Here is a 16,025-nt window from a genome sequence, read left to right as displayed (position 1 = left end):
ATTCCCAAAAGTAACCTAAGGTGTTGCAATTCGGGGAGTCTGTTTCGTTCATAATAACTGTTGTCCTCGGATTGTTCTGATTTTATAAATTCAGATTTGGTAACAATCCGAGTGACAAAGGCGACCACTACGTTTCTCCAGAATCATTCGCATGCTCCGTCGTCGCTGTCTGTAGCTTCGCTTACTAAAAATCCCCCTGAGGGTGGTGAACTGGGGGTGGAATCCCCGCAACGCTTAGGCGTTTCGGGGATTCTAGTCTTTACTTCTTGGCTGTGGCCTCGACGGTCATCCAACACGCCAGTCACATAGCGGACGGACCATAACGACGCTATTCGCCTCGAAAGTGACTAGTTTCGGATCTAACGGACAGTGGGAGCGCTATCGGGTCACAAACGAGTTGGTTAGTTGGCGAACACAGAGAATAAGGTCTCCTGAGTTCCTAATGATGACGGGCGGGCTTGCTGATACGAATAGTGTTATCTCAGTCCGTTACAGCTCAGCACGCTCCACCGTTTGACTGTCGGCAGCACCTTTGAATGGTTAATGATGTGTTCCAGCCGCCTACCTGCCACTATCTGCTGTGCTCTCCACAAGTGACTATTCTCTAACGAACTACAGCGACGCTATTGGGCTCCAAAACAACCAGTTTCTTCTCTAACGAACTGTAGGAGCGCTATTGCGAGGAAAACCGTCTAATTTTCCAGATCATACAGCAAATAGAATCTCCTCGGTTCGTTACAGCGCCGAATAGCTCAACCCGAACATATAACGTACTCTCGATTCGTTACACTTCTCTACTCTCACATTATCTGCCGCAGCTGCTCTCTCCCATCCCCCTCGTCACCACGCACAACAACGAGGAAACAACAACGAGAAAACAAAATCCCCCGAACGACTAACCGTTCGGGGGATCTCTTTATGCTACGCCAGCCTGCCGTGGCAGCGAAGAGCGCTTGGCTTGGCGGCGATGATGGAGGATGTAGTAGCTGACCGCCGACAAGAGCGCTACGACGCCTGCGCCTTCATACATGACGCGATAGTCCGTGAACGATGCGATCATGCCCATGAAGTACGAGCCGAAGCCGTAACCTAAGTCGAATAACAAGAAGAAGGTGCCGGTCGCGCTTCCTCTTCGATGCGCGGGCGACAGCTTGATCGCTAGTGTCTGGAAGCATGGCAGCAGCGCTCCGTACCCGACGCCGAGCACCATAGCCGCCAGCAGCACCATGAAACCAGAGTGAGCCGCGCTCAATACGAGCATCCCTACAATGAACAACGCAATGCCCGGATAATACAAGTAGTGCTCCTTATAGTTATCGAACACTTTGCCTACAATAGGGCGTGACACCACAATCATAACCGCGAATACGACAAAAAATAGCGCCGTAATGTTCGATTGGTGAATCTCCTCGGCGAACGAGGCGAAGAAACCCGACAGCGAGCTGTATGCGAAGCTGAGAATAAATCCGACGAGCGAGATCGGCACAGCCTTCGGTTCGAGAAATTTTCCCCAACCCCGCTTCTTATTACCGGCAGACTCCTGCTCCTGCTTCTGTGCAGCCGAAACTTCCGCCAGCTGCTCTTGCTTATCCGCCTGATTGTTCTGCTCCTTCGGCAGCCGAATGCCAAGCGTGAAGATTAGGGATGCCGCCGCGATCACGCTTACACCGGTCAGCAGCACATTGATATTATGGTCCTTCCATAGAAGCAGCCCCAGCGCTGGTCCAATCGCCATCGCGATACTCATGAACATGCTGAAATAACCAATACCTTCACCCTGCCGTGAAGCCGGAATAATAACCGTAGCGGCCGTGCTCGTAGCCGTCGAAGCAACAGCATAGCTAATACCGTGCAGGAGCCGAACGATGAGGAACAGCGCCATACCTTTCGCTCCGAAATAGCTGACACAGGCGAGCAGGAAGATGAACATGCCGATGACCGCCATCTTTTTCTTCCCGAACCGATCCACCCATAATCCCGAGAACGGCCGGCCCAACACCCCGCCAACGACATAAACCGTAATCGCCAGCCCCATCTGCTGCTGATCGCCATGCAGACTGTCCCTTACATACAACGGGAACGCCGTCGCCAAAATATAAAATGTCATGAACATGAAAAAACTGCTCAAACAGACAACAATGAAATCTCTAGTCCAGATTCTCTCCTTTATCACGACAATTCGCTCTCCAATCTCCAATGAAGCTTTCTATATGTTAGATCATTATAAAAGTGGAGATTGATCATGTATAATACTAATTCAGTGATAGATTCATCACATTAAAGTGATATGGAGAGCGAGTGAATCGCTGTGGAATTTCTTCAGTTAAAATATTTTCAAGCCGTCGCACGGCTGGAGCATATTACGAAAGCGGCCAAAGAACTGAATGTGTCGCAGCCATCGCTAAGCAACTCGATTCAGCGCCTCGAGAAGAAGCTTGGCGTCCCTCTATTCGAGCGCCAAGGCCGGCAGGTGAAGCTGAACGCCTACGGTCGCACCTATCTCCGCCGCGTGGAACGGGCGTTTCTTGAACTCGAAGAAGGAGAGCGTGAGCTATCCGATATGGCGGGTCTAGAGCGCGGCGTCGTTTCGATCTCCGTGACGCTTCCTTATGTGCTGCCGACGCTGCTCAAAGATTTTCTGACCGCGCATCCGCATGTCCGCATTATTCAGCGGCAGCTTGGCTCGGTTGTCGAGATGAAGGCGGAGCTGGAGCGAGCCGACATCGACTTCTGCATTTGCACGACCCCGATTACGGGTCCTGATATCGAATGGCTGACGCTGGCCGAAGAAGAGCTGTGCCTGACGGTGCCCAAGGGGCATCGATTCGCCGCTCGTGACAGCATCGCGCTGAGCGAAGCGGCGGACGAGCCTTTCATCACGTTATCCTCGGTTTCGAATTTCAGAGAGATAACCGATGGATTTTGCCGAAGAGCAGGGTTCGAGCCTCACATCGCCTTCGAGTTGGAGGAGGTCAGCTCCATTCAGACGCTGGTCGAGATGGGCCTTGGCATTACGTTCACGCTGCCGCTGTCCCTGGGTAAGCGCGCCTCTCATCCAGATACCGTTCAGGTCCAAATATCCGATCCGATCTGCCAGCGGACGTTCGGCATCGCTTGGAATAAGAAGCACTACTTGTCCGAAGCCGCCGTTCATTTTCGCGAGTTCGTGATCGACTTCTTCAGCAAACCTCCCGCGCATGGTCTATAACAAATGTAAAAGCCGCCTCCCCTACGGGAAGCGGCTTTTGCACATTTTTATCAAACAAGTGAGATAAGATCGGATTTCTGCAGCAAACGTTGAATGATCGCAGCAACCTCTGCTCTTGTAATATTGTCCTTCGGCGCAAGCTCCGAACCGTTACGGCCTGTCACAATACCAGCCTGAACACTGTCGGCAATGCCTTCCAGCGCCCACTTAGCAGCACTCGATGCATCTTCGAATGGCTCCAACGTAACATCGGTCGATTGGGAAGGCAGCTTCGCCTTGAGACCCGTCAATTTCATTGCTTTCGCAATGATGACCATTGCCTGCTCACGCGTAATGAGATCGCTCGGATGGAACGTTCCATCCTCGAAGCCATCGATGAGGTCATATTGATAAGCCGTATGGATTACCTGGTTGTACCAAGCGCTTTCATTTACATCGCTGAACGGTGCTTTCCCGCTCTTGAGCTCAAGCCCCAGTGCACGAACGATAATCGCCGCGAATTCCGCGCGCGTAATGTCTCGATTCGGCTGGAACAAGCCATTGCCTACGCCTTCAATAATGAGGCGGGAGCCCATATCATTGACCGCGTTCTTCGACCAATGGTTCGCCACATCGCTGAATGTAACCGGATGCGAGACGAGCGCATATGTGCTGTTCGTCAAACTATTAATGGCCGCGTAGTAGTGCCCATCGATCGCGAACACCTTCGTTGGCACTTGGCGGAACGTTCCGTCTGGCTCGATAACGACGCCTGTTGTGACTTTGCTAGGGTCGACATCGTCAGGAATGGCTAGGAGACGTTCGACGTACACATTAAACTTCGAAATCTTGATCGTGCGGTCGCCATACACGCCTAGGATCGTGAAGTCCAGCGGCGGTACAACAACCTTAAACGAGCCTTTCTCTGCAGTATTGTCCACAACGTCCATCATGTCATCTGCTGGTACGCTGAGTTGAATTTGAATTTTAATATCCTTCAAACCGATTGCACTGCCAAGCTGATCCGAGATTGCTCCAATATTGATCTGATCTGCTGGAATCGTATAGGTTCCCCGATCCGTCTTAATAACGATAACCGCTTCCTTCTCGTCCAGCCCTCTGATCATGTCAGCCGTAAGCTCGATAATGAGCTTATCGGACATCTCTGGAACAGGAATCGTTACGACTGCTCCTTGACCCTCCGAAGCAAGTCTTTTGTCCAATTTGTCTGGATCAACAGTAACTGTCGTGACCGTTCGCCCATCCTGTTCCTTCTTCGTTATCTTGCCTGCACTTTCTGGTTTGCCGTTAACAAGCACTTCAAATTCATCCGAGCCGTTGTCCGCAGGAGGGTAGTACGGATAACTGACCGTTACTTGGCTGGTCGCAGTGAAACCGCCGTCTGCTGTTGTTACCGTAATCGTCGTCGTTCCAACCGCTGCTGGCGTAATAACGCCATCCGCCACGGTTGCTACAGTTGGATCGCTGGAGCTCCATGTGAGATTCGAATTCGTTGCATCCGCAGGCGTAATCGTTGCCTTGAGCGTATCCGCCGATCCTCCCAGCGTCAGACCTAGAGTCGTACGGTCCAGCTTCACGCCTGTTACAGGCGTCGTAACGGTTATCGTACTCGTCGCCGTATAGCCGCCGTCTTCGGTCGTGACGGTAATATGCGCCGTACCTGCCCCGACTGGCGTGACGACGCCGTCCACTACCGTTGCGACACTCGTGTCATCCGAGCTCCACGTTACCTTCTTATTCGTTGCATTCGCAGGCGCAAATACCGGTGTCAGCGTACCATCTGCTCCACCTTTGAATAGATGCAGCGCTGCATGATCCAGTGTCACACCCGTTACAGGTGTCGTTACGGTTATCGTGCTTATTGCTGTAAAGCTGCCATCTGCCGTTGTTACGGTGATGTGTGCCGTTCCTGCGCTGACTGGCGTGACGACGCCAGTCACAACGGTTGCAACACTCGTATTGTCCGAGCTCCAAGTTACATTCTTATTCGTTGCATTCGACGGTGCAACAGTCGCCACTAACGTACCATTAGCTCCGCCCGTGAACAGGTGCATCGTCGGCTGATCCAATGTTACGCCTGTGGCTGCAGTCGTGACGGTAATCGTGCTCGTCGCCGTATAATCGCCATCCACTGTTTTAACCGTAATATGTGCCGTACCTACGCCAACTGGCGTAACAACACCATTCGCTACCGTTGCTACATTGGTGTTGTCCGAGCTCCATGTGACGCCCTTGTTCGTTGCGTTGGCTGGTGCAATGGTCGCCACCAGCGTTCCGTTCGAGCCGCCTGTGTACAGGTGCATCGTCGGTTGATCCAGTGCTATGCCTGTTACAGAGGTCGTGACCGTTACTGTGCTTGCTGCTGTAAAGCTGCCATCCTCCGTTGTCACGGTAATATGCGCCGTTCCTGCGCTGACTGGTGTTACAACACCGTCAGCTACTGTTGCGACACTCGTATTATCCGAACTCCACGTTACATTCTTGTTCGTGGCATTCGATGGACTTACGGTGGCAGCCAACGTGCCATTCGCTCCGCCCGTAAATAGATGCATCGTTGGCTGATCCAACGCTACACCCGTTACTGGCGTCGTAACCGTTACTGTACTTGTCGCCGCGAAATTCCCATCCACCGTCTTAACGGTGATATACGCTGTGCCTGCGCTGACAGGTGTTACAACACCGTCTGCAACCGTTGCGACGCTTGCATTGTCCGATGTCCACGTTACGTCCTTATTCGATGCGGCAGCTGGCGCAATCGTCGCGACCAGCGTTCCGTTCGATCCGCCTGTGAACAGATGCATCGTTGGCTGATCCAACGCTACGCCTGTAACCAATGTCGTTACCGTAATCGTGCTTGTTGCTGTAAAGCTGCCATCCACTGTAGTCACGGTAATGTGTGCCGTTCCTGCACGGACTGGTGTCACTACACCGTCATCTACTGTTGCGACACTCGTATTATCTGAGCTCCACGTTACATCCTTATTCGTTGCTTTCGATGGGCTTACAGTTGCAGCTAACGTTCCGGATGCGCCGCCTGTAAACAACTGCATCGTTGGTTTATCCAATGCTACGCCCGTTACTGCTGTTGTTACCGTTACCGTGCTCGTCGCGGAGTAGTTACCATCCACTGTAGTAACGGTAATATGCGCCGTGCCGGCGCTGACTGGCGTAACGACACCATCCACAACCGTTGCAACGCTCGATTGGTCAGAGCTCCACGTCACATTCTTGTTCGTTGCATTCGTTGGTTTCACTGCAGCAACCAGCGTTCCATTCGAGCCGCCAGTGTAAAGGTGCATTGTTGGCTGATCCAGCGTGACGCCCGTTACCTGTGTTGTGACCGTAACCGTACTCGTCGCCGTATAGCCGCCATCTACTGTTGTCACCGTAATATGCGCCGTGCCCGCTTTTACTGGCGTTACAACGCCATCCACAACCGTTGCAACGTCTTCGTCATCCGAGCTCCACGTTACGTTCTGGTTCGTTGCATTCGATGGATTAACCGTCGCGATCAGCGTACCCTCTGCTCCACCCGTAAACAGCTGAAGCGTTGGCTTATCCAACGTAACGCTTATCACTTTGGTCGTTACGGTTACTGTACTCGTCGCTGTGAAGTTACCATCTGCCGTCTTAGCGGTAATATGCGCTTTACCTACAGCCACTGGTGTAACAACGCCATTGACTACCGTCGCTACGCTCGTGTTATCTGAAGTCCATATCACCGTCTTATCCGACGCATTCGATGGTGCAACCGTTGCAACCAGCGTCCCTGTCGGTCCGCCTGTATACAGGCTCATCGTCGGTTGATCCAACATAATGCCAGAAACCTTCGTCGTTACCGTGACAGTCGCTGTATCTGTCTTCATCCCGTCGGCCGTCATCACGGTAATGTGTGCAACACCTGCGCTTACTGGTGTCACAATACCATTCGATACGGTCGCAACACTCGAGTTATCCGAGCTCCATGTTACGTCCTTGTTCGATGCATCGGACGGGTTAACCGTTGCGACCAATACACCGTTTGCTCCACCTGTATATAAGTTTAGTGATGTCTTATCCAAGGTTACGCCGGATACTCGCGTCGTTACCGTAATCGCTGCCGTTGCCTTCTTCGCTCCGTCCGCTGTTGTCACTGTAATATTGGCAGTTCCTGCACCAACCGGCGTAATGATGCCATTCGCTACCGTTGCCACATCCGTATTATCCGAGCTCCACGTTACGTTCTTGTTCGTAGCGTTCGCAGGCGAGACGGTTGCCGTCAACGCTCCTGCCGCACCACCCGTATTGAGGCTCATTGTCGATTGATCCAATGTTACACCCGTTACACGGGCGATAACGGTGACTGTAGCTGCTGCCATCTTCATGCTTCCATCCGCAGCCACTGCCGATATCATTGCTGTCCCCGGTCCAACAGGTGTTACGACACCAGAAACATCAACGGTTGCAACTCCAGAGTTGCTTGTAGCCCACATTAAAGTCTTATTGCTTGCATTCGACGGCGTAATCGTTGGCGTCAGCGTAACAGCCGAATCACCCGTCTCGAAGGTCAAAGCAGGTTGATCCAGCGTAATACCTGTAATCGGTATTCCTACTGTAACCGCGGCCATTGCAACCTTGGCTCCATCAATCGTCGTAGCTCGAATAAAGGTTGAGCCTGCGCCTACAGGCGTAACAATCCCATTGGCAACCGATGCGATGCCTGCATCGTCGGAGCTCCAAATAACAGCCTTATTCGTCGCATTCGACGGAAGAACCGAAGCTGTAAGTGTCGCTGTCGCTCCTCCTACTAACAAGTCGAGCGATGATTGGTCAAGCGATACACTCGCTACAGGAATCTCCATGCCATAGGTATGCAGCATGAAGTCAATCCAGTTTATGTACCCGAAACCTCGATCATAGCCAGCGAAAGCCCAGCCGTATGTATGAACGCTTCCTTCAACCCCTGTTGCGAGCCAGCTGCTGTTATTGTTATAAGGCGTTCCATCGTTGTTGAATTGTTTCACATACAACTGGCCAGGGTAATCGGGTGCAACATTCTGATACGCATTGTCAAGGACGAGAAATCCGCCGTCACCGAGTCCCAACACGCCTGGCTCGTCAATTTGAACAGCTGGATCGGCAGTCGTATATTTCAATCCGCTCGTAATCGGCGGCCCGACTGGATTACCGATGCTGTCCATAATTTGGAGCTGAAATCCGGAAGGCGTGTTAACCAGCAGCGCGTAATTGCCATTCGACAATGCCGCTAGCGATTTGTGTCCATTGCCAAGAATATCTTCTGTTGCATAATCGAATGCATTGATTCTCTTGCCATCATTTCGATAAACAGCAACATGGTACTGTGTGGCATTATGCGTATGATACGCAATCATAAACGTTCCGTTAGAGCTGGCAGCAATCACATGCGTGCTAGTTGAATCGTTAGCGCCTGCTCCTTCAACCGACACCGGAGCCGCAAGGAATGCTGCAGTCGTCGTATCAAAAATCCGGTAATAATACTCTGCTCCAGTAACCTGATACATGAATGCAATATTACCATCGGATAATGGCTGAGCGTATGAATAGCAATTGTAGTCCGCGGTCGCAGTGCTAATATCAGTTGCAGGCTGAACGACATTGCCTAGAGCATCGACGATAATGAATTGGATGCTGTGTCCGCTATTCATATCGCAGCCTCCCTGCTGCCCGTTCCACATAATGACCGTATTTCCGTTCGCCATCGGACTGGCATAAATCTCTGAATAATCAAGTGCTCTTACGCCCATGATCTCATTCGTGTTCAGAGGCAGATCAAACACAACGCTGCCGTTGCTATCAATGACAGAATAGCTATGACCAAGCGCTGTGTAGCCCAAGATCCCGATCTTCCCGCCTGGCAGACCAATAAACTGGTCATAGGTTATCCACTGCATATCGAAGTCCAGACCCTTGGTGGATAGATCGATTTTGTTCGCCGTACCGTAATCAACATTGACCGCAGCCTGTGCGACATTAACGTTGATGAATCCGCCGAATACTACCTGACTAAGCAGTACGGCAGCGAAGACCAACATCATCGTTGATCTTCTTACTTTAGCTCGTATTCTCATACAATTATCCCCCTCTATTCATGATGATTATTTCTGCCAACAACATCGGAAAATGTTGGAAGTATCGGATTATAAATATTTATTCCTACAAGATTATAATTGATAACGATATAAAACACATCACTTGCACATTAATTTTCATCTTTCATGCTGATAAAAGAATTTACATTAATGCTTACAAAATAAAAACAAGCTCTTACCAGGCTATTCGCCAGATAAGAGCTCTCATCGTTTACGATCTCGGAATGACATTCTCAAACAATTGACTCTCAATCGCCAGCTTCGGACCGATGCCGATTGGATGGATCCAATCCTGATTCAGCACGCCGCTCTCATCCGCTGTTTGTTCGAACCGTACATAAACCGTTCCCTGCTTCGATTGCAGCTCGAAATGATACTTCACTTTCGAATATAACGACACGTCGAACTCCGGCATCACCATATACTGCAGCCGATGCGCCCGATCATGATCGATATGCGCAAGCCGCAATGGCGTCTTGTTCGGATCGGTCTCGAATGGACCGCCGAGCAGCAGCACTTCTTCCCCCGTCTCTCGCAGCGTGCCAACGATCCATGGACATATCTTCATATTGCGAAAAGGAAACGCGAACCGTATAACAAGCGGATTCGTCGGAATGACCCGCATCGTAATGGCGGCGAACAATATGCTCGACAGTCCCGTCTTCGTCGCATTCGTATCGATCAGATTGCGCAGACTCGGCAGGCTCGCAATAAGCGAGATACGGGACAGCGACAGAATCAGCAGTCCGAACGCAAGCATCATAACGACGCCAAGTCGTACCGTATGCTTAATGAAAGTCGCCTCATTCATATTGGTGAAATACGCCGACCCCATCCCTGACACCGTGGCGGTAATCATCGAAGATACGATAATAATGATGACGAAAGCGAACATGACGATGACGTAGTTGAACGTCCGTCCGCTGTGCATGACTTCCTTGTAAGCCAGGAAGCGCTGGCGAATGCCCTGCTCTAACGTAAATTTATACTCGAACTTCCCGCGGTCGTTCCAGCATTGATAAGGAAGCTCCATCAGCTCCCATAGAATTTCCCTGCACCGCTGAATGCGATGCTGCCCGTTGATCGAGACGAAGATCGTAACCAGACCGACGAGCGTAAGCGTCGAGGAACTAATATTGAACACGATCGATAAAATATCGTCGCCGCGCTCCAACGTCTTTCCCTTCAGCATCCTCGTATCCATCAGCCAATAAGTCAGCAGCCAAATCAATACGCCGAAGCCAGCGATCAATGCGCCTACGGAAGCTTGGCGCAGCCAATGTTTCCACCATCTGCTCCGATTCACTGCCGCCGTGTCCTCCTCTACGAACTTCGAGCGCGGGTCGGGCTGGCTGCTGACCGCAATGCCGCACTTGGGGCAGTGATCCGCCGGCAGCTGGATGAAGCCCCCGCAATGTTTGCAATACATGAACCGTTCACGTCCTTTTATGCCTGATCAATAGTCTTACGGTTGCGGTGCACGAAGCGCAGTAGGCGAGGCTTGAACGAGCATCGGCCGCCCGCTGTTCCACCAGATGACCCGCAGCTGCGGGTACAGGGCCGCAATGAACACCGCTTGCTCCGCATCGCTCTCGACGTAATGCGTACATCCGAGCGCGAGCGCCTTCTTCGCTTTCCACTCCCCGGTCGTCTGCGACGTAGGCTTCTCAACCCCGTCATCCCGCAGATGCAGTTCCAGCTCATGGCGGTGATGCTGCTGCAGCCAGCGGCGCGTGCGCTCCTCATCCTGCGTCGGTCTTCCTGTAATAATGATGTCCTCTTGAATGAGCGCCGGAGCATAAGGCGCCGGCAGCAGCTTGTCCCGCATCTGCAGCGCATTCTCGAGATCCGCCGCGTAATGCTCGCTTGCGACATCATCCAAGAACACGCCGTCCATGTCCCAGCCGACCTTCTCATAGGCTAGATCGTTCATCCCAAGGCCGAGATCTACCGCATGATTAAGCCTATACCGTTCCCATGGGAGAATAATGCGCGCATCCTCCTCCTGCAGCCAGAAGCACGAGTAATCAGGCGTCGAAGCCGACAGCCTGTCCACGCAGACGACGCATGTCGCTGTCTGATAGCCCGCATCCACAAGAAACTGCTTGCAGGTAATGAGCGTCTTCCCGCTTCCCGCGAAGTCCTCGCACAACAAGACGCTGGACTGCTCAGGCGCCGGTCCGACCCACTGTACATGCTGAAGCGTCCGATCATACTTAAGAAAATAAACAGGCAGCCCCGTCAGGAATGCCAGGTGCACGCCGCTGAAGGAGCCTCCGCGCAGAATGATGACCAACGCCTCGTGTCCGGCTTGCTTAATCTGTTCCGCCATTGCATCCAATCGCAATGCAATTGCATTGTAGTCCAAATAAATATGCCGCCTCATGACGCGCCCCTTTCTAGCACTTCTATTAGTAGAACTATCCAATCAACCTATAATCCTACAAGATTGTATCACACAATCCGCCAGCCGATGACGGCAAAAAAATCAACGGCCGCATCCGTCCGTGGACTCATGAATGCCCTATCGGCGTTGTCCCCTGGAGCAACGTTGGATGAACGAAATAAGCGTGGTGAATCCACACTTAACCGTCCACCGCCACCAAAATAACCTCATTAAGAGTGGGATAACCCCACTTAACTCTTCTGCATCGGCGGGGCATCGAACATCACGCTTTATTAAGCGGGGAAGCGCCCCGCTTAAACGTGCGAGACCTACGCCTCCTATCCATTAAGTGTGGTTGAACCACACTTAATAGCTCACCAAACCGAACATATGAAGCTATCCTGTGACGTCAACCCGGCCGGCTCTAACAACACAAAAAGTTGAACAGATCCCTTAATCTGCTCAACCTTTTGTCCGACTAAATTCAAATTCGTGTAACACCATGCCTCGCTCTACTCTATGGTCGCTGCCCTTCAAGCGAAACCACCATCCGGCTTATTTCTTCGTCACCTCGAAATTATCTTCGATTAACAGCCAATTCTGAGGGAAGCTTAAGCCCAGCTTCCAATAGCTGATGCCGCGCAGCCCCAGCTCCTTCAGCAGATCGAACTTCGCCTGTATCGAGCGGGCGTCCTCGAACCAGACGACGTGCTCCTTGCCGTTGTTGTCCCAATAGTTAAAATGCGGCGCCTGCGCCTCGTAATCGTAGAGAATCGCAGCGTTATGCTCACGAGCGATATGGATTGCCTGCTGTGGACTAACGGCCTTGGCGTAAGCCCCTCCCTGTACGAAGGGCAGCGTCCAATCGTAGCCGTATAGATTTTGGCCCATCATAATCTTCGAGGCTGGCATCTCGGTCAGCGCATATTCGAGTACCCGCCGTACGGGGCCTATCGGAGAAACCGGCATTGGCGGTCCGCCGCTGTAACCCCATTCGTACGTCATAATGACGACGAAGTCGACGATCTGTCCATGGGTATGGTAATCATGCGCGGTATACCATTCCCCTGCTTGTGTTGCGCTTGTCTTCGGTGCGAGCGCAGTCGAGATGAGCAGCCCTTCATTGTGAATCCGAGTCGCAGCTTTCCGCAGGAACCGATTATAAGCCTCGCGGTCCTGTGGACGAAGATGCTCCAAGTCGAAGTGAATGTCGCGGAATCCCTGGGCTCGCGCCGTCTGAATCACGTTGTCGAGCAGCCGGTTCTGCACCTGTTCATCATTAAGAATTACCTGCCCTAGCTCCGCGCTGAACTGACCGTTCTCCAGGTTGGTGACGACCATCATCAGTACCGCGCCGTTCTGACGGGCGATCTCTCTTAATCCGCCTAGCGGCGGCGGCTTCAGCGTCCCATCCCGATTAATTTGGAAGCTGAAAGGCGCCAGATACGTCAGGTGCGGCGCCGCTTCACGGGACGCGTTAAGCAGCGCCGGCGCTACGTTGTTCCCGCGCGGCTCGACGTACGCATTAATCTCCGCCGCCCGCCGCGGTCTCGGCGGAATATACAGCCGCGTTCCCGGCGTTAAAGCACCGCTGATCGAGATCTGGTTCACTTCCGCCAGCCGCTCCGCGGTCGTGCCATGCGTCCGAGCAATGCTCGTCAGCGTATCGCCGGGCTGGACCCAGTAATACGACCCGACGATTGGAATAACTAATGTTTGTCCGACAACCAATGTCTCGGACGGCGATATTTCATTCGCTTCCGCGATCGTTGCAACAGGTATTCCATATGTTTGCGACAGCTGATAGAGCGATTGTCCGGACTGTATGACATGAATTTGCATAACAGCCTCCTCACCTTATGGTTACGACATCCACCTGGCATCATTTAATGCGTATTCCATAACGGAGGCGTTAGACCAACATGGACGAAGGCTCGCCTGTCCTTTTTCTCCGTCTGCTACAGCAGCGATCTATCCAGAGTATCGTTACACAGATTAAATAGGCTGCCCCCACGTCAATGGAAACAGCCTACTCTTCACCAGTTATAGTTTCTTACTTCGATCCCCAGATCGCCGTGTTGTTCGAGCCGATCAGCGAGAACGTCATGACTTCGGTGTGACTGGACAGCTCGTTTCTTTGCTTGAAGAAGATGCCCTTGTACGTTACGCCGCCAATGACCATCGTGCAGTAATAGGAGCCCGAAGTAGACGACCACGTACCGGTCACGCTGCCCGAGATTGTGCCGTTCGAGTTCAGCGTCACGCTCTGAGTCGTCAGCATGCCAACGCCGGAAGTCGCAGCATCCAAGCCCATGTTGACGAACTGATACGTGCCCTGCATGTCGCTTGCGCTGTAGCCCGTGGACGAAATGCTGCTGCCGAGGAATTCGTAGACAGCCGTCACCGGCCACTTATCCGCGTTCAAGAACTGCTGATGCACGCGAACCTCGTGCCCTTCCGTACCATTATTGAAACGTGTATGGTAGACGAGATAACGCAGTCCATCCGTATCGATCAACGCCGAGTTGTGCCCGCCGGATTTATAGCCAAGCGGAATGCCGGACAGGGTGTAGTTGCCGAACAGCTTGATGCCATAGTTGCCTTGTGTAATGGATGAAGAACCGTAAACCGCCGAATTGCCTGCCGCATCCGTATATGTGCCGTTGATCGACGTCGAACGGTATACGCGGATGTGGTAACCGCCAGCGTTCGCCAAGCCGCCGTAAGTAACGTACATATAATAGTAGCCTGCGCTTGCATCGTAGACGATGAATGGACCTTCACCGGATTTGCCGTAGCCGCCGGCAATCTTCTTGCCGAAGTAACGGTCCGTGTCGCCGCTGTCTGCGCCTGGATAGATAGGTTGGCCTGTCGATTTGTTGATCTGCAGGATGAAGATGCCGCCGGACCATGAACCATAGCTCATCCACAGGTTGCCGCTGCTGTCATAGGTGAGCGCAGGGTCGATCGCGTTCGGGAACGACGTATTGTTGAAGCCGCCGCTGCTGTTGAACCAGCCGCTTCGCGTACCCGCCAGCGTACCTTTATCGATGAGATCTTGGATGTTCGTATTTTTGTACCAAATATCAACGGTCTTCGTACCGAGCGAGGAAGTCGTCGTAATCGGACTGCTTGCGCTCGTGAATCCGGAATAGACGATCGTATCGACATATTCGAATGGACCCGTTACCGATTTGGATACACCAAATCCAATCGCGGAGCGCATGTATGTCGAGGAGGTACAGTAGTACATCATGTAAGCGCCCGTGGAACCGTCCGCCCATACATAAGAGGAGTTATAGATGATTGCCGGTGCCCAGACCGATGTGCCGCCCGAGCTGTCTTGGTCGTTATAGCCCGCATAGGCGAATGAACGCGCCAGCGAAGAAGTGAGCGCTGCGTTTGCAGCCCGCGACGCATTGCCTGTGCCGCCGGCCTTGATCAGCTTCCACTTCTGCATGTCGCCGCCCCAATATGGCCACTGCTCCACGTTGCCGCCGGCTGTTGTACTGCCGTTCAATACATCAAGCGCCGAAGCGTAACCAGACGACTTCGTAAGGAAGGCAACGGTGCCGTCTTCGTTCTGCTGAATCTTGAACAGCTGCATGGTGCCGCCCCAATACGTCCATTGGTCAATGTTCGTGCCGTTGGCGGACGAGCCGTTATACACGTCAACGCTGCTCTTATAAGCCGAAGCTCCCGTGAGCAAATAGTAGTCGCCGTTGCCGTAGTAGACGATGCGGAACTTCTGAGCTTCCGCCCCGTTATAAGTCCACTGGCGAATGTTCGCGCCATCCGCCGCCGAGCCGTTCTCGACGTCCAGATAGAGACCGCTGTTCTTGTTCTTGATATAGTAGTAGCCTTCGTAAGTCTGTGCGCCATACAAGCTTGTATTCGTGTACCCTTGCGTCCCGATATACGACCAGTTTCTTAGATCGGTACTGGACGCTTGCGCGACATGCGAGCCATAAATATAGTACTTACCTGTCGTTGAATCATAATAAACGTTCGGATCATGCACCGATACTCTCGTCGTCGTCGACGTGGTATTCGAAATAGCCGTACCGAATGCACTGCTGCTCACACTAACAATGAACAACACGCAAATGACGGTCATAATCAGGAGCTTATTGGTCCAAATTCGCTGTGTACGCTGCATTTCGTTAAACAATCCCCTCTCGCTTTTCAAAGTTTAGTAAAACGCTTATTGATTGGAGAGCCTCACCTGTCATCGCCGGATGATTAAACGTCTTCCACTAGAGTTAAGCGCTTACAATAAACATAACGATTGAGTGACTGCTCCCCTCCCTTCTCTTCCTAG

The 16,025-nt window shown here is 52.3% G+C and carries 7 protein-coding genes; 1 reads left to right on the top strand and 6 read right to left on the bottom strand.

Features of this window, described 5'->3' with window-relative positions; translation table 11 throughout:
- Positions 1–916 precede the first annotated feature (916 nt).
- Positions 917–2,173 (bottom strand): MFS transporter, encoded by a 1,257-nt coding sequence (locus SBI19_RS11790; RefSeq protein WP_317968257.1) that lies wholly within the window; start codon positions 2,171–2,173, stop codon positions 917–919.
- A 135-nt stretch (positions 2,174–2,308) separates the two neighbouring features.
- Here SBI19_RS11790 and SBI19_RS11785 point away from each other — a divergent pair, with 135 nt between their 5' ends.
- A complete protein-coding gene (locus SBI19_RS11785) occupies positions 2,309–3,208 on the top strand; it encodes a LysR family transcriptional regulator (protein WP_317968255.1) in 900 nt (299 codons plus the stop codon).
- A 50-nt stretch (positions 3,209–3,258) separates the two neighbouring features.
- Here the strand turns inward: SBI19_RS11785 and SBI19_RS11780 are convergent, their stop codons facing one another.
- From SBI19_RS11780 to SBI19_RS11760, 5 genes are all read right to left on the bottom strand, one after another.
- Positions 3,259–9,297 (bottom strand): Ig-like domain-containing protein, encoded by a 6,039-nt coding sequence (locus SBI19_RS11780; protein ID WP_317968253.1) that lies wholly within the window; start codon positions 9,295–9,297, stop codon positions 3,259–3,261.
- A 232-nt stretch (positions 9,298–9,529) separates the two neighbouring features.
- Positions 9,530–10,747: a hypothetical protein gene (locus tag SBI19_RS11775; protein ID WP_317968251.1), complete on the bottom strand. Its 1,218-nt coding sequence runs from the start codon at positions 10,745–10,747 to the stop codon at positions 9,530–9,532.
- A gap of 36 nt (positions 10,748–10,783) precedes the next feature.
- Positions 10,784–11,704, bottom strand: a complete 921-nt coding sequence (locus tag SBI19_RS11770; protein ID WP_317968249.1) for a phosphoribosyltransferase — start codon at positions 11,702–11,704, stop codon at positions 10,784–10,786.
- 555 nt (positions 11,705–12,259) lie between these two features.
- Positions 12,260–13,546, bottom strand: coding sequence for a LysM peptidoglycan-binding domain-containing protein (locus tag SBI19_RS11765; RefSeq protein WP_317968247.1), 1,287 nt, complete (start codon positions 13,544–13,546; stop codon positions 12,260–12,262).
- A 211-nt stretch (positions 13,547–13,757) separates the two neighbouring features.
- Positions 13,758–15,863 carry an RICIN domain-containing protein gene (locus SBI19_RS11760; protein WP_317968245.1) on the bottom strand — a complete coding sequence of 702 codons (2,106 nt, stop codon included), beginning with the start codon at positions 15,861–15,863 and terminating at the stop codon, positions 13,758–13,760.
- Positions 15,864–16,025: the final 162 nt, after the last annotated feature.

The sequence above is a fragment of the Paenibacillus sp. CCS19 genome (assembly GCF_033239625.1).
In the GTDB taxonomy this organism is placed as follows: domain Bacteria; phylum Bacillota; class Bacilli; order Paenibacillales; family Paenibacillaceae; genus Paenibacillus_T.
This window is presented reverse-complemented; position numbering and strand designations above follow the sequence as displayed.